Annotated in this window: 9 protein-coding genes; 6 read left to right on the forward strand and 3 right to left on the reverse strand. The window is 71.5% G+C overall.

Annotation, left to right across the window (positions count from 1 at the left end):
* Positions 1 to 126: 126 nt before the first annotated feature.
* From PY257_RS10290 to PY257_RS10305, 4 genes are read left to right on the forward strand one after another with little or no spacing between them, the layout of a single operon-like run.
* Positions 127 to 2,829, forward strand: coding sequence for a DEAD/DEAH box helicase family protein (locus tag PY257_RS10290; protein ID WP_275741413.1), 2,703 nt, complete (start codon positions 127 to 129; stop codon positions 2,827 to 2,829).
* A complete protein-coding gene (locus PY257_RS10295) occupies positions 2,826 to 4,364 on the forward strand; it encodes a polyamine aminopropyltransferase (RefSeq protein WP_275741415.1) in 1,539 nt (512 codons plus the stop codon). Before PY257_RS10290 ends, PY257_RS10295 begins: the two co-directional genes overlap by 4 nt.
* Positions 4,340 to 5,995, forward strand: coding sequence for an FAD-dependent oxidoreductase (locus PY257_RS10300; RefSeq protein ID WP_419095691.1), 1,656 nt, complete (start codon positions 4,340 to 4,342; stop codon positions 5,993 to 5,995). Before PY257_RS10295 ends, PY257_RS10300 begins: the two co-directional genes overlap by 25 nt.
* Positions 5,996 to 6,043: 48 nt before the next feature.
* Entirely contained in the window at positions 6,044 to 6,745 is a 702-nt protein-coding gene (locus PY257_RS10305) for a VIT1/CCC1 transporter family protein (RefSeq protein ID WP_275741420.1), read from the forward strand.
* A 609-nt stretch (positions 6,746 to 7,354) separates the two neighbouring features.
* On the opposite strand, the gene PY257_RS10310 is transcribed toward PY257_RS10305, so the two are convergent.
* The 3 genes from PY257_RS10310 to PY257_RS10320 all read right to left on the reverse strand — a co-directional run bounded on the left by PY257_RS10310 (position 7,355) and on the right by PY257_RS10320 (position 10,551).
* Positions 7,355 to 8,737, reverse strand: a complete 1,383-nt coding sequence (locus PY257_RS10310) for an aminopeptidase P N-terminal domain-containing protein (RefSeq protein WP_275741422.1) — start codon at positions 8,735 to 8,737, stop codon at positions 7,355 to 7,357.
* A gap of 61 nt (positions 8,738 to 8,798) precedes the next feature.
* Positions 8,799 to 9,533, reverse strand: coding sequence for a nucleotidyltransferase family protein (locus tag PY257_RS10315; protein WP_275741424.1), 735 nt, complete (start codon positions 9,531 to 9,533; stop codon positions 8,799 to 8,801).
* 286 nt (positions 9,534 to 9,819) lie between these two features.
* The gene (locus PY257_RS10320; RefSeq protein WP_275741426.1) at positions 9,820 to 10,551 is read right to left on the reverse strand and encodes a Crp/Fnr family transcriptional regulator; all 732 of its coding nucleotides are present in this window, start codon (positions 10,549 to 10,551) and stop codon (positions 9,820 to 9,822) included.
* A gap of 315 nt (positions 10,552 to 10,866) precedes the next feature.
* On the opposite strand from PY257_RS10320, the gene PY257_RS10325 reads away from it, so the two are divergent.
* Entirely contained in the window at positions 10,867 to 11,250 is a 384-nt protein-coding gene (locus PY257_RS10325) for a hypothetical protein (RefSeq protein ID WP_275741428.1), read from the forward strand.
* A 47-nt stretch (positions 11,251 to 11,297) separates the two neighbouring features.
* A complete protein-coding gene (locus tag PY257_RS10330; protein WP_419095695.1) occupies positions 11,298 to 19,841 on the forward strand; it encodes a glycoside hydrolase family 94 protein in 8,544 nt (2,847 codons plus the stop codon).
* Positions 19,842 to 19,865 lie beyond the last annotated feature (24 nt).

Consider the following 19,865-nt stretch of genomic DNA (forward strand, 5'->3'; position numbering starts at 1 on the left):
GGAGGCGGCCAATCCAGCCAATCTTTAGCCAACCCTTAACCAATTAATTTTCAAAAAACCATACGAATCAAAGAGTTGCGTTTGGCAATTGGCTCCGATCCAATCCAATCCAATCCACCCCAATCCATGACTCCCCTCACCCTCAAGTCCTACCAGCAAACCGCCCTGGACACCCTGGCCGCCTTCGCCCGCGCGGCGCGGGTCCAGGGCCCGGCCGGCGCCTTTGCCGGGCTGGCGGGCGGCCCCTACAACGCCGAGCCATTCGGCGGCGTGCCCTGCGTGTGCCTGCGCATTCCCACCGGGGGCGGCAAAACGGTGCTGGCCGCGCATGCCGTGCCGCTGCTGGCGCGCGAGTGGGCGGGGGTGGATGCGCCGGTGGCCCTGTGGCTGGTGCCCAGCGACGCCATCCGCGCGCAGACGCTCCGGGCGCTGCAAACGCCCGGCCATCCCTACCGCGCGGCGCTGGCCGATGCCTATGGCGAGGGCCTGCGCGTGTGCGCGCTGGAGGACGTGGCGCAAGTGGCGCCGCCCGAGTGGGGGCGTGCGGCCATCGTGGTGGTGGCGACCATCCAGAGCTTTCGCATCGAGGATGCGGGCCAGCGCAACGTCTATGGCTTTTCCGAGAGCTTCGAGCGACATTTCAAGGGTGTGGAGCGCCGGATGCTGGCGGCCTTGCAAAGCGTGCCCGATGCTCTGGTGACGGCCGAGGACGCGGCGCGGGACGCCTCCGGCGTGCTGGCGGGCTTCGTGGGCCAGCCGCGCTGGAGCCTGGCGAACTGGCTGGCACTGCATCGGCCCGTCCTGATCGTGGACGAGGCGCACAACGCCAAGACCGACAAGAGCTTCACCGCCTTGCAGCGGCTGGCGCCGGCGTGCATTCTGGAACTGACGGCCACGCCGATTGCCGCCAGTACCAATGTGCTCTACCACGTGAGCGCGCAGGAGCTGGCGGCGGAGGACATGATCAAGCTGCCCATCGTGCTGGCCGAGCACCCCGAGGGCTGGCCCGCCGCCGTGTTCGGCGCGGCGCAGACGCAGCGGGCGCTGGAGGCCGAGGCGCTCAAGGACGAGGCGGCGGGCCTGGGCTACGTGCGCCCCATCGTGCTCTTCCAGGCCATGAACGCGGGCGAGGACATGCCGCCCGAGAAGTTGCGCGAGTACCTCATTGACGAACTCAAGCTGCCGAGTGAACAGATCGTCATTGCCACGGGCACCACGCGCGGGCTCGACGAGGTGGATTTGGCCGCGCGCGACTGCCCGGTGCGCTACGTCATCACCGTGCAGGCGCTGCGCGAGGGCTGGGACTGCCCCTTCGCCTACGTGCTGTGCAGCCTGCAAAAACTCACCAGCGCCACGGCGGTGGAGCAGTTGCTGGGCCGGGTGCTGCGCATGCCCTATGCGCGGCGGCGCGGGCGCGAGGCGCTCAACCGCGCCTATGCCCATGTGTGCGCGGCGGAGTTCTCGCAGGCCGCGCACGCGCTGGCGGACCGGCTGATCCAGCACATGGGCTTCGAGGCGCTGGACGTGGCCTCGATGATCGCGCCGCAGGCCAGCCTGCCGCTGTGGGGCGATGGGTCTGAAGAAAATCAGGCTCCAGCGCCCGTCCATCAAGCGCCAGTAGCTACCAATTTTGAAGCGGTTGCGGCCACGCCCGATGTGCTGGCCTTGCCCGGCGTGCAGGCGCGCGAGGTGGCGGGCGTGCAGCAAGTGGTGGTGGCGGGGCATATCGGAGCAGAGGCCGAGGAGGTGCTGCTGGCCCAGGTGCGCGGCGCCAAGAAGCAGGAGCAGGTGCGCGCGCAGGTGGCGCAGCACAACGCGCTGGTGGCGGCCCAGGCCGCGCCCGCGGCACGGGGCGTGCCGTTCGCGCCGCTGCCGCCGCTGGGCTACCGGCTGGATGCGCAGGCGCCGCTCTGGCCGCTGGAGCGCGATGCGGTGCTGGAGGCGGTGGAGCTGGATCTGCTCTCGCCCCAGGCGGTGCACCTGCCGGGTTTCCAGGTGGTGCAGGAGGCGGACGTTTTCGAGATCGACCTAGACGGCGCCCGCGTGGCGCTGCGCCCCTTGGGCAGCGGGCAGATGGCGATGGACTATGGCGGCAGCACCATCACCGCCGACACGCTGGTGGGCTGGCTGGACCAGTCCCTCTTCAAGCCGCTGGACTACCTGACGCAAGGCCAGCGCCGCGCATATCTGGCGGCGGTGGTCGGCCACCAGCTTCATGCCTGCGGGGTGCCGCTGGTGGCGCTGGCGCAGGGACGTTTTCAACTGGCGCGCAAGGTGCAGGCGCATGTGGCCGCGCTGCGCGACGCGGCGGCGCGGCGCGCTTTCCGGCAAAAGGTGCTGGCCCAGGAGGGCGGCGATGCCTGGCTGGTGGAGCCCGACTGGGCGCATCCGCACGTGTTCGTGCCTGGCCGCTACCCGGCGCCCGTGGCGTCGCGCTACGCCGGGCGCTACCGCTTTCCCAAGCATTACTTTCCCGTGCTGGCCGACTTGAAGGAGGGTGGGCAGGAGTTCCAGTGCGCGCAGCTCATCGACCGCCATCCCCAGGTGCGCCATTGGGTGCGCAACCTCGATACGGCCCCTTGCGGCTTCGGGCTGCCCACGTCGCGCGGGTATTTCTATGCCGATTTCGTGGCCGAGCTGCTGGACGGGCGTGTCGCCTTGCTGGAGTTCAAGGGCGCGCATCTTGTGAACGACCCGTATGAAATCGAGAAAAGCCAGGTGGGCGCTCTGTGGGCGCGCGCCAGCCAGGGCCGCGCCGTGTTCGGCTGGCTGACCGTGGAGCAGGACGGCATTCCCCTGGCACGGCAACTGGATGCGGTGCTGGCGTGAACGAACCCATCCCCCGGTCTGCTTCGCGCCCCGTCGAAATCGCCCTGCTCGCCAGCGTCTTCGTCGTCGCCGCCTGCGGGCTGCTGTATGAACTGGCGGCGGGCGCGCTGGCCTCGTACCTGCTGGGCGACTCGGTGCTGCAGTTCAGCACCGTCATCGGCGCCTACCTGTTCGCCATGGGCGGGGGCTCGTGGCTGTCGCGCTATTTCGAGCGCCAGTTGCCCGCGCATTTCCTGCGCATCGAGCTGCTGGTGGCGCTGGCCGGCGGGCTGTTGCCAGCGGCGCTGTTCCTGGCCAATGCCTACATACCGGGCGCATTCCGCTTCGTGCTCTACGCCATGGTGCTGCTGGTGGGCCTGCTGGTGGGGCTGGAGATTCCGCTGGTGATGCGCATCCTCAAGCGCAACGTGGCGCTGAAGGACCTGGTGAGCCAGGTGCTGACCTTCGACTACCTGGGTGCGCTGGCCGTCTCCGTGGCCTTCCCGCTGGTGCTGGTGCCGCAGTTCGGGCTGGTGCGCACGGGGCTGCTGTTCGGGCTGATGAACGCCTGCGTGGCGCTGTGGGCGCTGTGGATGTTCCGCTTCGAGCTGCCGCGCCGGCGCGCGCATGCGGCCGCGGGCCTGCTGACCCTGGCAGTGCTGGGCGCGGCGTTCGCGGGGGCGGAGCGCATCACCTCGGTGGCCGAAGACCGCTTCTACCAGGACCGCATCGTCTTCGCCGCCACATCGCCCTGGCAGCGCATCGTGGTCACCAACGGGCGCGGCGGGCACCGGCTGTTTCTCAACGGCAACCTGCAGTTCGCCGAGCGCGACGAGTACCGCTACCACGAGGCGCTGGTGCATCCCGCCATGGCCGCGCACGGCGCGCCGAAGAAGGTGGCGGTGCTGGGCGGCGGTGACGGCATGGCGGTGCGCGAGATACTCAAGTACCCGTCGGTGGAGAGCGTCACGCTGGTCGAGCTGGACCCGAACATGACGCGGCTGTTCTCCACCCACGAGACGCTGGCGGGCCTGAACGGCCACGCGCTCGCCAGCCCCAAGGTGCACGTCGTCAATACCGACGCCTTCGGGTGGCTCGAGAAAACCAGCGAGGTTTTCGATGTCATCGTGGTTGATTTCCCCGACCCCACCAACTTCGCCATCGGCAAGCTCTACACCGCCAGCTTCTACGCGCTGCTGGACCAGCGGCTGTCGGCCAGCGGCTACGCGGTCATCCAGACCACCTCGCCGCTGGTGGCGCGGCAGAGCTTCTGGAGCGTGGTGCGGACCGTCGAATCGGTGGGCCTCGCGGCCACGCCCTACCACGCGCACGTGCCGAGCTTCGGCGAATGGGGCTACGTGATCGCCAGCCACCGGCCCTGGCGCCTGCCCACGGCCTTGCCGCCGGGCCTGCGCTTCCTGTCGCCGCAGACGCTGCCGCTGCTGTTCGACTTCCCCCTCGACATGGCGCGCGTGCCCGCCGAGGTGAACCGCCTGTCCAACCAGGTGCTGGTGCAAACCTACGAGCAGGAATGGGGCAAGGTAGCCACGCATTGACGCTCCGCCGCCGCGCGCTGCTGGCTGGCGCGGGTGCCGCCGCGCTCGCGGGCTGCGGGCCTGCGCGCGAGATCGCAGGCGACTTCAACGGCACCGCCGTGGAGCGCGGCCATGCCCTGCGCGACGTGCGCGGCTGGCCGCCGGCCACGGTGGCACGGCGGGCGCAGGTGCTGGTGGCCGGCGGCGGCATCGCGGGGCTGGCGGCGGCGCGCGCGCTGCGCCAGCGCGGCGTGGACGACTTCGCCGTGCTGGAGATGGAAGACCATGCCGGCGGCAACAGCCGCGCCGGCAGCGTGAACGGCATCGCCTGCCCGCTGGGTGCGCACTACCTGCCCGTGCCCGGCGACGACGCGCATGAGGTGCAGGACCTGCTCGAAGAACTGGGCCTGCGCCGCCGCGTGGCCGGGCGCTGGGTGTACGACGAGCGCACGCTCTGCCACAGCCCGCAGGAGCGCCTCTACTTCCAGGGCGCGTGGCAGGAAGGGTTGCTGCCCTGGCTGGGCGTGGGCGCGGCCACGCTGGCCGCCTACCGCCGCTTCGCCGCCCGCGTGGAGGCGCTGCGGCGCGAGGCGCGCTTCGCCATGCCGGCCTTGCGCGCGCCCGTACTGCCGCTGCACCTGGCGCTGGACGCGCAGACCTTCGACGCCTGGCTGGCCGCCGAGGGCTTCGCCGACCCGCAACTGCGCTGGTACCTGGACTACTGCTGCCGCGACGACTACGGCGCGGGCAGCGCCTGCGTGTCGGCCTGGGCCGGCATCCATTACTTCGCCAGCCGCCACGGCTTCCACGTACCGGGAGGGTCGGGCGCGCAGGAAGGCGACGACCCCGAAGCCGGCCTGCTGACCTGGCCCGAAGGCAACGGCTGGCTGGCCCGCCGCCTGGCCGCGCCCTGCGGCGCGCGCATCGCCACGGGCCGCACGGTGCTGCGCATCGCCGAAACCCGCGCCGGCGTGGAGGTCGATGCCTGGGACCACGCAACCCAGCAGACCGAGCGCTGGCGCGCGGGCCACTGCATCGTGGCGCTGCCGGTGTTCGTGGCCGCGCGCGTGGTGCAGCCCGCGCCGGACTTCCTGCGCGCCGCCGCCGCGCGCACGCCGCACGCGGCCTGGGCCGTGGCCAACATCCGCCTGGACGCGCCGCTGGCCGACCGCGCCGGCGCCGCGCCGGCCTGGGACAACGTGCTCCACGGCGCCCCCGGCCTGGGCTACGTGGACGCGCGCCACCAGTCGCTCGACCCGCGCCCCGGCCCCACGGTGCTGACCTGGTACCAGGCCCTGGGCACCGCGCCCGAGGCCCGCCGCATGCTGCTGGAGCGCCCCTGGGGCGCGTGGCGCGACGCCATCCTGGCCGAGCTGGCCGCGCCCCATCCAGACATCGCCGAGCGCGCCACGCGCATCGAGGTCACACGCTACGGCCACGCCATGGCGGTGCCGGTGCCGGGGCAGTTGGCGTTTTTGAATGAAATCGGCCCCCAGCGCTTGAATGACAAGCGGTGGCAGCTATTAAAAAATGAGCAATCCGTGCCTGTGCCCGGCACCGCGCACCTGTCGTTCGCCCATGCCGACTGGGCCGGCTACTCGGTGTTCGAGGAGGCCTTCACGCGCGGGCATGCCGCGGGGCTGGCGGCGTAGCCACTATCCTGTGCCACCCCATCTACCGCCAACGCAACCGGAGAAGCCATGCGCCACTTGTACCGCCACGCCGAATTCCACAACACCGACCGCATCGGCTGGCTGCGCGCCGCCGTGCTGGGCGCCAATGACGGCATCGTCTCCACCGCCAGCCTGATGGTGGGCGTGGCCGCATCCAACGCCGGCCAGGGCGCCATCCTGCTGGCCGGCGTGGCGGGGCTGGTATCGGGCGCCATGTCGATGGCGGCGGGCGAATACGTGTCGGTGTATTCGCAGGCCGATGCCGAGAACGCCGACCTGGCCCGCGAGCGCAACGAACTGCGCGACGACCCGGCAGCCGAGTTGCGCGAACTGAGCGCCATCTACGTGCACCGCGGCCTGCAACCCGCGCTGGCGCACCAGGTGGCCGAACAGCTCATGGCCCACGACGCGCTGGCCGCCCATGCGCGCGACGAACTGGGCATCACCGCCGCGCTGGCGGCCCGGCCCGTGCAGGCCGCCATGGCCTCGGCCGCCAGCTTCGCACTGGGTGCGCTGCTGCCCGTGGCAGTGACGGCGCTGGCGCCGCCCCAGGGTCGCATGTTGTGGGTCAGTGTGGCATCGCTGGCGTGCCTGGCGGCGCTGGGCGCCTGGGCCGCGCGCGCGGGCGGCGCCAGCATGGCCAGGGGCGCGTGGCGCGTCACGTTCTGGAGCGCGCTGGCCATGGGCACGACGGCGGGCGTGGGCCGGCTGTTCGGCATGGCGGCGTGACGATGCCGGAGCCCTCCGGGCCCGCAGCAGGGCCACGCGCGGCGCGCGCGTTGACGGCAAGATGCGCCAAAACGTGATTGCCATGCCCGCTGCTTCCAACTTCGCCTCCGCCAAGCTGCCCGCCGCCCCGGTGCAGCAGGCCCGCGCCGCCCCGCCGGGGCCATGCGCCGCTCGGTGGCCGCGCAGATCGAATACTGTCGTGTACTGTGGCAATGCTGTTCGATACGGGGAGCACCCCGCACGGGGAAGTCAGCCCGCCGGTGCGGAGGCGGTGTGCCGCGGCGCGCAGACCCAGGTGCTGGCAACACCCCTGCCGCGATGAACCTAGAAACGGCAGTTGGATGCGCCTGCCGGTGCCGTGATCGGGGTGCCAGGCAAGGCGCGACGACGCGGCGGGCTACTGCCCGCAAGGAGGAGCAACGCCGCATGGCGCGCCGAGCGCGGTGCTGGCAGGTGCATAGCGCCCTCACCCACGAGGTGAACGCCATCGAAGCCGTCAACGCTTGATTTCATGCGGCTTGTCAAGGGATACAAAGCGGTCAACTGCCGTTTCTAGGATGAACCGCGCCGGTACTGGGCATGCCGGCGCCGGCCCGAAAGCCCACGGCCTCAGCCGCGCATCAGCGCCTCGATCTCTGCGCCCTCCACCGGCACGCCGCGCGTGATCAGCTCGCAGCCCTGCGCCGTGACGATGGCGTCGTCCTCGATGCGGATGCCGATGTTCCAGAACTGCTCGGGCACGCCCTCGGCGGGGCGCACGTACAGGCCCGGCTCGATGGTCAGCACCATGCCCGGGCGCAGGATGCGGCTCGGGCGGTTGACGATGGTCTCGCCGCTGAGCGGGTCGCGGCGCTCGCTGGCCTGGCCGACCTCGGTGGGCTCCACGTAGCTGCCGCAGTCGTGCACGTCCATGCCCAGCCAGTGGCTGGTGCGGTGCATGTAGAACGGAAAGTAGGCGCGGCTGGCGATCACGTCCGCCGGGCCGCCGACCTTGTCGGCGTCGAGCAGGCCCAGGTCCAGCAACCCTTGCGACAGCACTGCCACCGTGGCCTCGTGCGGGTCGTTGAAGCGGTTGCCCGCGCGGGTGGCAGCCACCGCCGCATGCTGACTGGCGAGCACCAGATCGTAGAGCGCGCGCTGCGGGCCGCTGAACCGGCCGTCGGCGGGGAAGGTGCGCGTGATGTCGCTGGCGTAGCTGTCGAGTTCGCAGCCGGCGTCGATCAGCACCAGCTCGCCCGCGCGCACGGGCGCGGCGTCGGCGCGGTAGTGCAGCACGCAGGCGTTGGCGCCCGCGGCGACGATGGAGGTGTAGGCCGGGAACTGCGAGCCGCCCTGACGGAACTCGTGCAGCAGTTCGGCGTCGAGGTGGTATTCGCGCACGTCGCTGCCTTCGCGCAGCATGCGCGCGCTGCGCTGCATGGCGCGCACGTGGGCGCGGGCGCTGATCCGGCTGGCCTGGCGCATCACGTCCTGCTCGTGCGCGTCCTTGAAAAGCCGCATTTCGTCGAGCACGCCGCAGAGGTCGCGCTGCGTCTCGGGGCACAGCGCGCCCGCGCGCACACGCGCACGCACCTTGGCCAGCCAGCCGTCCACGCGCGTCTCCAGCCCCGGGTGGGTCGCGAAGGGGTACCACACGGCGTCGCGGTTTTCCAGCAGGCGCGGCAGCTTGGCATCCAGTTCGGCCACGGAATGCGCCGCGTCCACGCCGAGCTTTTCGGGCGCGGCCTCGGGGCCCAGGCGGTAGCCGTCCCAGATCTCGCGCTCCATGTCCTTGGGCGCGCAAAACAGCGTGGAGTGGCCGTCGCCCGTGATGACCAGCCAGGCGTTGGGCTCGGTGAAGCCGGTGAGGTAGTAGAAGTAGCTGTCGTGCCGGTAGGGGAAGTCGCCGTCGCGGTTGCGCGGGCGCTCCGGGGCGGTGGGAATGATGGCGATGCCGTCGGGGCCGATCTGGTGGGCGACGCGCGCGCGGCGTTGGGCGTACACGGTGTTCATGCGGCCATGGTAGCAATCCGGCGCGTGCGCCGCCTGGCGCCGCGCAGTCCCCATGCAGGCGCTATGCCGTGGCGCCGCCCAGCGCCGCCAGCCGCTCCGGCGTGCCCACGTCGGTCCAGGCACCCGTGTACAACGCGGCGGATACGCGGCCCGCCTCCATGGCCCGGCGCAGCAGCGGCGCGAGCGGCACGGCCACGCCCGCGGGGTTGCCGGCCGGGATGCCGCAGTACGGCGGCGCGAACAAGGCGCGGCGGTACAGGCCGATGGTCGAATAGGTGAAGGCCGTGTCCGCATGCGCGAGCGCCGTGCCGTCGGCGGCGATGCCGAAGTCGCCGCGCGGATGGTGCGGCGGGTTGGGCACCAGCCACAGATGGGCCAGCCGCCCGCTGGCGGCGAACTGCGCGGCGGCCCGCGCCTCGAACGCGAAATCCGGCGCGAATACGTCGCCCGCGACGACCCAGAACACCTCGTCGAGCAGCGGCAGCGCGCGCACGATGCCGCCCGCGGTCTCCAGCGCGTGGCCGAAATCCTCGTCCTCGCGCGAATAGGCGATGGACTGGCCCGGCACCACGCCGGCGCCGAAATGCGCCACAATGCGCGCGCCGAGCCAGGCCGTGTTGACCACGGTGCGCGCGCAGCCGCCACGCGCCAGCGCTTCCATGTGCCACTGCATCAGCGGCTTGCCGCGCACGGGCAGCAGAGGTTTGGGACAGGTATCGGTCAGTGGGCGCATGCGCTCGCCGCGGCCCGCCGCGAGGATGAGCGCCTGCGCCGTACTGGGGGTGGGGGCTGCCATGCGGGCATTATCGGGCGCGCAACCGCAGCGGGGCCCGGCGTGCAGTACATGTGCCAAAAACGGCCACGGCGCTTGTACCGCCTGCCGAAGCAGCTATCAAAATATGCCTGATTGGCAACGAGTTTCAGGAGATCTGTCCTGAATTTCCAGCGAGGTCGGCACTGCAGCGCGCAGCAGCCGAGCAGGCATGCTTGCCAGATCGTATCGGCGGTTGATTTGGCGTGATCCGGCCTCTTGCAGTCGCGCGTCGTGGACGCACTGCCACAGGCAAACGGCGCCCGAAGGTTCATGGGGCCGGAGCAATAGGTGTTTGCGGCGGCAACAGCCGGTCGTATTCCTTCTTGACCACCGCATAGCATTCGCAGGAACGGCGCTCCAGCCCCAGGCGGTCGAGCACCGTGATGTGCCCGCGCCGGTAGCGGATCAGCCCGGCCTCCTGCAGCCGGCCCGCAGCCTCGGTCACGCCCTCGCGGCGCACGCCCAGCATGTTGGCGATCAGTTCCTGCGTCATCGCCAGTTCGCTGGAATGCAGCCGGTCCAGGCTCAGCAGCAGCCAGCGGCACAACTGCTGGTCGGTGGAATGGTGGCGGTTGCACACCGCCGTCTGCGCCATCTGGGTGATCAGGGCCTGGGTGTAGCGCAGCAGCAGGTGCAACACTGCGTCGGCGCGGTTGAAATCCTGCATCAGCAAGTCGGCCCGCAGCCGGAAGCCTTGGCCGGCGCTTTGCACCACGGCACGGCTGGGCGTCGATTCGCCGCCCATGAACAGCGAAATGCCGACCAGCCCTTCGAAGCCGACGACCGCGATCTCAGCCGAAGAGCCGTCCTCCAGCACATGCAGCAGCGAGACGATGGAAGTGGTGGGGAAATAGACGTGGCTCAGCCGGCTGCCGGACTCGTACAGCGCCTGGCCCAGCGGCATCGCCACGGGCTCCAGATGCGGCTGCCAGCGCAGCCACTGGGCATCGGGCAGTGCGGCAAGCAAGCGGTTTTGCCGGGGCTCGTCCTGCAAGGTCATCGGCGGTCTCCATGGCCACGGCTTACGCATAGGACTTACGCAAACAAGGATGCGCCTGATCGCTGGGGCGATGCCGGGCGCGATGGGTTTGGCGTGTTCGGCAAGTCCGACAGTCTCCCGGGCCAATCCAGTATAGGCCCGAGGGGCTTCCAGCCGGCCTGGGTTTCACAGAGTTCGGTGCGCCACCGTACAGACGCCCGGCGGCGCTGCACCCATGCTCTGTGCCAGAGGCGTGTGCCGCGATGGTCCGCATGCACCAGCGCGGCTGGTGCATGGAGCGGCTGCGCAGTCACGCCCCGAACCAGCGAGCACGCCATGACCCAGACCCTGCAAAATTCGGCGACAGAACTTTCGACCGCCTTGCACGACCTCGTGGGCGAAGGCGGAAACATCCTGTCCTCGGATGACGACGACGATCACCCGCGCACGGCGATCCCCGTGTCCGCCGCGCCGCGCCATGGCGGTGCCAGCTACGACCGGCTGGTACGCGCCATCCGCCTCGAACGAGAGCAGGGTTCGCCGCCGGCCACCGAAGAAGCGCCGGCCTGGCCCGACGCGCGCAACCAGCGACCCAAGGACGTACGGGGCATCGCCTTCGGCTCCGGCGGGCACAGGTTCGCCGGCTTCCACTGCGACCGGCTGGCCCCCGCGGCGGCGAGCCGCGAACCTGGGAGCGTCCCGGCGACGCGCCGATCCTGACCCCCACCCCGCCCCCGCCTTCATTGCCGCAACCCGCGCGCACCCCCATCAACGCCCTGCTGCGCCGCGCCTGGGGGCGCGGCTTGCTGCCGCCCCCCTGGGACGGCCATGCACCCGTGCGCGAGGAATTGTTCGGCCTGGAGCGCCTGGAGCAGCACGCGCAGAGCCTGGCCGCCGCGCAAGCCGTCACCCGCAAGCCGCCCGGCGTGCTGCCGCTGCAAGTGCGGCTAGACGACAACGCCCGCGTGCTGCTGGCCGCCTACCGGGCCAACGCCACCGAGCTGGAGCAGAACCGCCGGGTGGCGCCCGCGGCCGAATGGCTGCTCGACAACTACCACCTGGTAGAAAAGCAGATCCGCGAGATCCGCGACGACCTGCCCGCGGGTTACTACCGCCAGTTGCCCAAGCTGGCCGCCGGGCCCTTCGCGGGCTACCCCCGTGTATTCGGTCTGGCCTGGGCCTTCGTCGCCCACACGGATAGCCTGTTCGACCCCGAAGCCCTGCGGCGCTTCATCGCCGCCTACCAGCGGGTGCAGCCGCTGACGATCGGCGAGCTGTGGGCGGTGGCCATCACCTTGCGCATCGTGCTGGTCGAAAACCTGCGCCGCCTGGCCGACCAGATCACTGCCGGCCGGCTGGCCCGCGCCGAAGCCGACCAGTTGGCCGCCGGGCTGATGGCGCCGGGCCGGGCCGCCTCGGCGCTGGCGACGGACATTGCCACCCGCTCGGCCCTGCCGCTGTCCGAACTGTTCGCCGCGCAACTGGCCAAGCGGCTGCGCGACCAGGACCCGCGCACCACACCGGCGCTGGGCTGGCTGGAAGAGCGCCTCGCAACCCAGGGCGTCACCATCGACGACGCGGTGCGGCATGCCCAGCAGCGTCAGGGCGCCTCCAACGTCAGCGTGCGCAACATCATCACCAGCATGCGGCTGATGTCCGACATCGACTGGGCCGACCTGTTCGAAAGCGTCAGCCTGGTGGACGCCTGCCTGGGCGCGGGCAGCGGTTTCGCCGCCATGGACTTTCCCAGCCGCAACCTCTACCGCAGCGCGATCGAGCAGTTGGCGCGAGGCTCCACCTGCTCGGAACTCGACATCGCCGGCCACGCGCTGGCCGCCGCGCGGGCCGCCCCCGCACACTTGACGGACGCGGCCGAGGCCGAACGCGCGGCGGACCCCGGCTACCACCTGATCGCCGAAGGCCGGCGCGCGCTGGAGCACACCATCGGCTTTCGCCCGCCGCTGCGCCTGCGGCTGGGCCGCTGGCCCGCACGCCTGGGCCTCGACGGCTACCTGGGCGCGCTCCTGGTGGCCACGACGGCGCTGCTCGGGCTGGCGCTGACGCTGCTACCGGGTGTGGGTGTGGGTGTGGGTGTGGGTGCCGCCACCGGCGCCCTGGCGCTGTGGGCGCTGGCGCTGCTGCTGCCCGCCAGCGAGGCGGCGACTGCGCTGGTCAACCGTGCCGTCGCCTGGCGCCTGGGCACCATGCCGCTGCCGGGGCTGGAGCTGGCGGCGGGCGTACCCGCCCCGCTGCGCACCCTGGTGGCCGTGCCCACCCTGCTGACCAGTGCCGCCGACCTGGCCGAACAGATCGAGCGGCTGGAAATCCACCACCTCGCCAGCGGCGGCGGCGAACTGGTGTTTGCCCTGCTGACCGACGGCGCCGACGCGCAGCAGGCCGAACTGCCCTCCGACGCCGTGCTGCTGGCCGGGGCGGCGCGGGCGATCGCGGCGCTGAACCTGCGCCACGGCCCCGGCCCCGACGGCGGCAACCGCTTCCTGCTGCTGCACCGGCGCCGCGTCTTCAACCCGGCCGAGAACACCTGGATGGGCTGGGAGCGCAAGCGCGGCAAGCTGCACGAACTCAACCGCCTGCTGCGCGGCGCCACCGACACCACATTCACGCCCGTGGACGGCGCCCCGCCCCAGGTGCCGCCCGGCGTGCGCTACGTGCTCACGCTCGACGCCGACACCCGGTTGCCGCGCGGCGCGGCACAGCGGCTGATTGGCAAGATGGCCCACCCGCTGAACCGGCCCCGCTTCAGCACCGCGCTGCAGCGCGTGGTGGGCGGCTACGCCATCCTGCAGCCGCGCATCACCCCTTCGCTGCCGGTCGGCCACGAAGGCTCGCTGTACCAGCGCGTCTTCTCCAGCCCCGGCGGCATGGACCCTTATGCGGCGGCGGTTTCCGATGTCTACCAGGATCTGTTCGGCGAAGGCTCCTACACCGGCAAGGGCATCTACGACATCGACGCCTTCGAAGCCGCGCTGCACGGGCGCGTGCCCGAGAACACCCTGCTCAGCCACGACCTGTTCGAAGGCGTTTTCGCACGCGCCGGCCTGGCCTCGGATGTCGAGCTGGTGGAGGAAGCTCCGGCACGCTACGACGTGGCCGCCCGCCGCCAGCACCGCTGGACCCGCGGCGACTGGCAGCTTCTGCCCTGGATCCTGCGGCCCCGGGCCCTGCCCGCGCTGGGCCGCTGGAAGATGCTGGACAACCTGCGGCGCTCGCTGCTGGCGCCCTCGGCCCTGCTGGCCCTGGGTGCGGGCTGGCTGCTGCCCGTGCCAGAGGCTTGGGTGGCGCTGCCGTTGACATTGGCCGCGCTCGCACTGCCCGCCTTCCTGCCCGCGCTCTGGAGTGCGTGGCCGCGCCGCGCCGATGTGCGGCTGCGCAGTCACTTGAACGCACTGGCGGCCGACCTGCACCTGGCCTGCCTGCAAACCCTGCTGATGCTGGCCTTCCTGCCCGACCAGGCCTGGCGCATGGGCGACGCCGTGGTGCGCACGCTGGCGCGCCTGCTGGCCACACGCCGCCACCTGCTCGAATGGACCACCGCCGCGCAGTCGGCCCGGCGCCCGCGCCTGAACCTGCCCGGCTTCTACCGGCAAATGGCGGGCGGCACGCTGCTCGGGCCCGCCATGGCGGCAACTGCTGCGGCCTATGCGCCACCGTCCTGGCCGCTGGCGCTACCTTTCGCGCTGCTGTGGCTGGCCGCGCCCGGGCTGGCCCTGTGGGCCAGCAAGCCGCCCGCCGTTGCGCGGCAGCACCTGCTGCCACCGGCGCAGGCGCACGCACTGCGCCTGACCGCGCGGCGTACCTGGCGCTTCTTCGAGACCTTCGTGACACCGGCCGACCACATGCTGCCGCCCGACAACTTCCAGGAAGACCCGCGTCCGATCTTGGCGCGTCGCACCTCGCCCACCAACATAGGGCTTTACCTGCTGGCCACCGTCGCGGCACGCGACTTCGGCTGGGCGGGCACGCTGGAGACGCTCGAGCGGCTGGAAGCCACCTTCGAAACCCTGCAACAACTGCCGCGCTGGCGCGGCCATTTCTTCAACTGGTACGGCACCGAGGATTTGCGCGCACTCGACCCGCCCTATGTCTCGTCGGTGGACAGCGGCAACCTGGCCGGCCACCTGATCGCCCTGGCCAACGCCTGCGAGGAATGGATGGACGCCGCCCCCGCCACGCAGGCCCGCATCGGCACCCAGGACACCTTGCACCTGGCCCGCCATGCCGCCGCCGCCCTGCCCGCCGCGCGCGGACAGGGCGGACAGGCGATCGCCACGCTGCTCGACGACATGGCGGCCCTGCTCCAGGGGCCATTGGCCCTTGAAGCCCTGGCCCCCGCACTGGGCCGGCTGGCCGACAAAGCCGCCACCACCGCGCGCAGCCTGCTGCCGACCGGGGAAGATGCCGCTGACGACCTGGTGTTCTGGATCGAAGCCCTGGGCCGTACCGCCACCGCGCATGGCCGCGACAGCCTCGACGGCGCGGGCGCAGCCGCCCAGCTCGCCCCGCGGCTGCAAGCACTGGCCGACGCGGCGCGGGCCATGGCGCTGGGCATGGATTTCGCCTGCCTTGTCGATCCCCGGCGCAAGCTGCTGTCGATCGGCTACGCGCTGGCCGACCAGCGCCTGGACGCCAACTGCTACGACCTGCTGGCCTCCGAGGCCCGGCTGGCCAGCCTGTTCGCCATCGCCAAGGGCGATGTGGCCACGCGCCACTGGTTCCGCCTGGGCCGCCCCGCTACACCCGTGGGCAAAGGGGCGGCGCTGATCTCCTGGTCGGGTTCGATGTTCGAATACCTGATGCCTTCGCTGGTGATGCGCGCGCCGCTCGGCAGCCTGCTGGAGCAGACCAGCCGCCTGGTGGTGCAGCGCCAGGCCACCTACGGGGCCGCGCACGGCATACCCTGGGGTATCTCAGAATCGGCCTATAACGCTCGCGATCTGGACTTCACCTACCAGTATTCCAACTTCGGCGTGCCGGGCCTGGGGCTCAAGCGCGGACTGGCCGACGACCTGGTCATCGCCCCCTACGCGACCGGCCTGGCTGCCATGGTGGAGCCGCAGGCGGCCTGCCGCAACTATGCCCGCCTGGCCGCGCTGGGCGCGCTGGGCCGCCACGGTTTCTACGAGGCGCTGGACTTCACGCCCGCCCGCCTGCCCGAGGGCAAGGCCGTGGCCGTCGTGCGCAGCTACATGGCCCACCACCAGGGCATGACCATCGTGGCCATCGCCAACGCCCTGCAAGAGGGCCGCATGCGCTCGCGCTTCCACCGCGAACCGATGATCCAGGCCAGCGAACTGCTGCTGCAAGAGCGCATGCCGCGCAACGTCGCCATCGAACGCCCGCGGGCCGAGGAGGTACGGGCCTCGCGCGACGATGCCGCAGCGCAAGCCCCGACGGTGCGCTGCATGGGCGCCGAGGCGCTGGGCGGCCCGCCCGTCACGCACCTGCTCTCCAACGGGCGCTACGCGGTCATGCTGACCGCCGCGGGCGCCGGCTACAGCCATTGGCGCGGCCTGGCCGTGACGCGCTGGCACGAGGACGCCACCCGCGACGACTGTGGCGCTTTCATCTACCTGCGCGACACGCGCAGCGGCCACACCTGGTCGGCCTGTGCGCGGCCGCTGGCGGGCGACGCCCACGACTGCGAAGTGGTGTTCGGCGAAGACCATGCCACCTTCACCCGCCAGGAAGGCCGCCTGACCACCACCATGGACGTGCTGGTCTCGGGCGAGGACGACGGCGAAGTGCGCCGCCTGTCGCTGGCCAACGGCGGGCGGCGCCCGCGCGAGATCGAATTGACTTCCTACGCCGAACTGGTGCTGGGCCCGCAGGCCTCGGACGACGCCCACCCGGCGTTCTCCAAACTGTTCGTCATCACCGAGCATCTGGCCGAGTTCGGCGCGCTGATCGCCACCCGCCGCCCGCGCACACCGGGCGAACCGCAGATATGGGCCGCGCATTTCGCCGTGGTGGAGGGCGCGCTGGCCGCGGCCCCGCAGTACGAGTCGGATCGGGCCCGCTTCCTGGGCCGGGCCGGCACGACCGGCAACGCCGCGGCCATCGCGGCCGGCCAGCCGCTGTCGAACACCACCGGCACCGTGCTCGACCCGGTGTTCGCGCTGCGCAGGCGCGTTCTGGTGCCCCCTGGCGGGATGGCCCGGGTGGCGTTCTGGACCGTGGTTGCCGCCAGCCGGGCCGAACTGCTGGACCTGATCGACCAGCACCATGACCGCAGCGCTTTCGAGCGGGCCAAGACCCTGGCCTGGACCCAGGCCCAGGTGCAGTTGCGCCACCTGGGCGTGGAGCCCGACGAGGCAGCAGACTTCCAGCGCCTGGCCGCACCCCTGCTCTACGCCGACCGGCGCCTGCGCGCGCCGCCGCAGGCGCTGCTGCGCGGGGCTGGCCCGCAGTCCGGCCTGTGGCCGCACGCGGTGTCGGGCGACCGGCCCATCGTGCTGCTGCGTATCGACGACACCGAGGACATGGCCCAGGTGCGCCAACTGCTGCGCGCCCACGAATACTGGCGCATGAAGCAGCTTGCGGTGGATCTGGTGATCGTCAACGAACGCGCCTCCTCCTACGTGCAGGATCTCCAGATTGCCATCGAGACCGCCGTGCGTAGCAGCCAGTCGCGCCCGCGCCTGGGCGCGGAGCTGGCGCAAGGCACGGTGCACATGCTGCGCGCCGACCTGATGGATGCCAGCGCCCGCGCACTGCTGCCAGCGGTGGCACGGGTGGTGCTGACAGCGCGCCACGGCTGCATTGCCGACCAACTGGCGCACCTGCCCGCTTCCCCTCCGAAGCCGCCCACGTTGCCACCGACCCCGCTGGCCCGCCGTGCCGCACCGGCACCTGCGTCCGAGCTGCCCGTGCAGGAATTGGAGTTCTTCAACGGCCTGGGCGGCTTCGCCAAGGAAGGCCGCGAATATGTGGTGCGGCTGCAAGCCGGGCAGACCACGCCCGCGCCCTGGATCAACGTGGTGGCCAACCCCGGCTTCGGCTTCCAGGCCTCGGCCGAGGGCAGCGGCTACACCTGGGCCGAGAACAGCCGCGAGAACCAGCTCACGCCGTGGTCGAACGACCCCGTGGCCGACCCCTGCGGCGAAGCCTTCTACGTGCGTGACGAAGCCACGGGCGACCTCTGGACGCCCACCGCCCAGCCGCTGCGCGACGACGGCCTGTACGAAGCCCGGCACGGCCACGGCTACAGCCGTTTCGCGCATGTGGCACAGGGCATCGCGCTGGACCTGTTGCAGTACGTGCCGCTGGCCGACCCGGTGAAGATTTCGCGCCTGACGCTGCGCAACGACTCGGCCGCGCCGCGCCGCCTGTCGGTCACGGCCTATGCCGAATGGGTACTGGGCAGCGCGCGCGGTGCGTCGGCCCCGTTCATCGTCACGGCTTTCGACGCGGCCAGCGGCACCCTGCTGGCCCGCAAGCCCTGGAGCACGGCCTTTCCAGGCCGGGTTGCCTTCGCCGACCTGGGCGGCCGGCAGACCGCCTGGACGGCCGACCGCACGGAATTTCTGGGCCGTGGCGGCAGCCTGGGCGCGCCCGCCGCGCTGCTGGGCGGCCAAGCCTTGGGCAGCGCGGACGGTGCCGGCCTGGACCCCTGCGCGGCCTTGCAGTGCGTGGTGGAACTGGCCCCCGGCGCTTCGGTCGAGGTGCTGGCCCTGCTCGGGCACGCCGGCTCCGAAGCCGAGGCCCTGGCCCTGGTCGCCCGCTACCGCGCAACCGACCTGGACGCCGTGCTGGCCGAGGTGGCCGCGCACTGGGCCGATGTGCTGGGGGCGGTACAAGTGCGCACGCCCGACCGCGCCATGGACATCATGCTCAACGGCTGGCTGCTCTACCAGACCCTGGCCTGCCGCATCCGGGCCCGCGCGGCCTTCTACCAGGCCAGCGGGGCCTACGGCTTTCGCGACCAGCTCCAGGACAGCATGGCGCTGATGCTGGCCCGCCCCGAGGAGGCGCGCAGCCACATCCTGCGCGCCGCGGCGCGCCAGTTCCCCGAAGGCGACGTGCAGCACTGGTGGCTGCCCCATTCCGGCCAGGGTGTGCGCACCCGCATCTCGGACGACCGGGTCTGGCTGGCCTATGCCGTGGCCAGCTATGTCGCCAGTTCGGGCGACGCCGCCATCCTGGATACGCCCGTGCCCTTCATCGACGGCCCGGCCCTGCACCCCGGTGAGGCCGACGCGTTCTTCCAGCCCACGACGGCGGACTTATCTGCCTCGCTGTTCGAACACTGCGCGCGCGGCCTCGACCAGTGCCTGGCGCTGACGGGCGCGCACGGCTTGCCGCTGATCGGCACCGGCGACTGGAACGACGGCCTGAACCGCGTGGGCGCGGGCGGCCAGGGCGAAAGCGTGTGGCTGGGCTGGCTGCTGGTGCGCACCATCGCCCTGTTCGCGCCGCTGGCACAAAGTCACAACCAAAGCCACGACGATGAACGCATCCAGCGCTGGCAGGCCCATGCCGAGCGGGTGCGCGAGGCCATCGAACGCGAAGCCTGGGACGGCGCCTGGTACCGCCGCGCCACCTACGACGACGGCACCTGGCTCGGCAGCCGTGACAGCGGGGAATGCCGCATCGACGCCATCGCGCAGTCGTGGGCCGTGCTCTCGGGCGTGGCCGAGCCGGCACGTGCCGCCACCGCCATGGCCGCGCTGGAGCAGCACCTGGTGCGCCCCGGCGACGGCCTGGCCCTGCTGTTCGCCCCGCCTTTCGACCAGACCCTGCGCGATCCCGGATACATCTTGGGCTACCCGCCCGGCCTGCGCGAAAACGGCGGGCAGTACAGCCACGCCGCCATGTGGACGGTGCTGGCCTTCACCGAACTGGGCCAGGGCGACAAGGCGCACGCGCTGTTCGCGCTGCTCAACCCCATCAACCATGCCCGCACGCCTGATGAAGCGCAGCGCTACAAGGTCGAGCCCTACGTGGTCGCAGCCGATGTCTACGCCGTGGCGCCGCACACCGGGCGCGGGGGATGGACGTGGTACACGGGATCGGCCGGGTGGATGTACCGCGCGGGGGTGGAGGGCATTCTGGGCCTGCGCCGCGAAGGCGCCTGCCTGCGGCTCAACCCCTGCATCCCGGCGCACTGGCCGGGCTTCGAGGCCACGCTGCGCATCGGCTCGACCCACTATGCCATCGGCGTGGACATGCCTTCGCGGCGCTGCCGGGGCATCTCGCGGGCGCTGCTCGACGGACAATGCATCGCGGTGGATGACCAGGGGGTGCGGTTGCCGCTCGACGGCGGGCGCCACCAGGTGCGGCTGTCGCTGTGACCGCCCATGTTTTCAAGCAGAATC

The sequence above is a fragment of the Curvibacter soli genome, from assembly GCF_029211125.1.
Classification (GTDB): domain Bacteria; phylum Pseudomonadota; class Gammaproteobacteria; order Burkholderiales; family Burkholderiaceae_C; genus Curvibacter_A; species Curvibacter_A soli.

What these genes read in the sequence shown, in the direction of transcription:
- PY257_RS10325 (WP_275741428.1), top strand. Translation starts at nt 10,867, where the DNA reads ATGACCCAGACCCTGCAAAATTCGGCGACAGAACTTTCGACCGCCTTG.
- PY257_RS10320 (WP_275741426.1), bottom strand. Translation starts at nt 10,551, where the DNA reads ATGACCTTGCAGGACGAGCCCCGGCAAAACCGCTTGCTTGCCGCACTG.
- PY257_RS10300 (WP_419095691.1), top strand. Translation starts at nt 4,340, where the DNA reads ATGGGGCAAGGTAGCCACGCATTGACGCTCCGCCGCCGCGCGCTGCTG.
- PY257_RS10310 (WP_275741422.1), bottom strand. Translation starts at nt 8,737, where the DNA reads ATGAACACCGTGTACGCCCAACGCCGCGCGCGCGTCGCCCACCAGATC.
- PY257_RS10305 (WP_275741420.1), top strand. Translation starts at nt 6,044, where the DNA reads ATGCGCCACTTGTACCGCCACGCCGAATTCCACAACACCGACCGCATC.
- PY257_RS10315 (WP_275741424.1), bottom strand. Translation starts at nt 9,533, where the DNA reads ATGGCAGCCCCCACCCCCAGTACGGCGCAGGCGCTCATCCTCGCGGCG.
- PY257_RS10290 (WP_275741413.1), top strand. Translation starts at nt 127, where the DNA reads ATGACTCCCCTCACCCTCAAGTCCTACCAGCAAACCGCCCTGGACACC.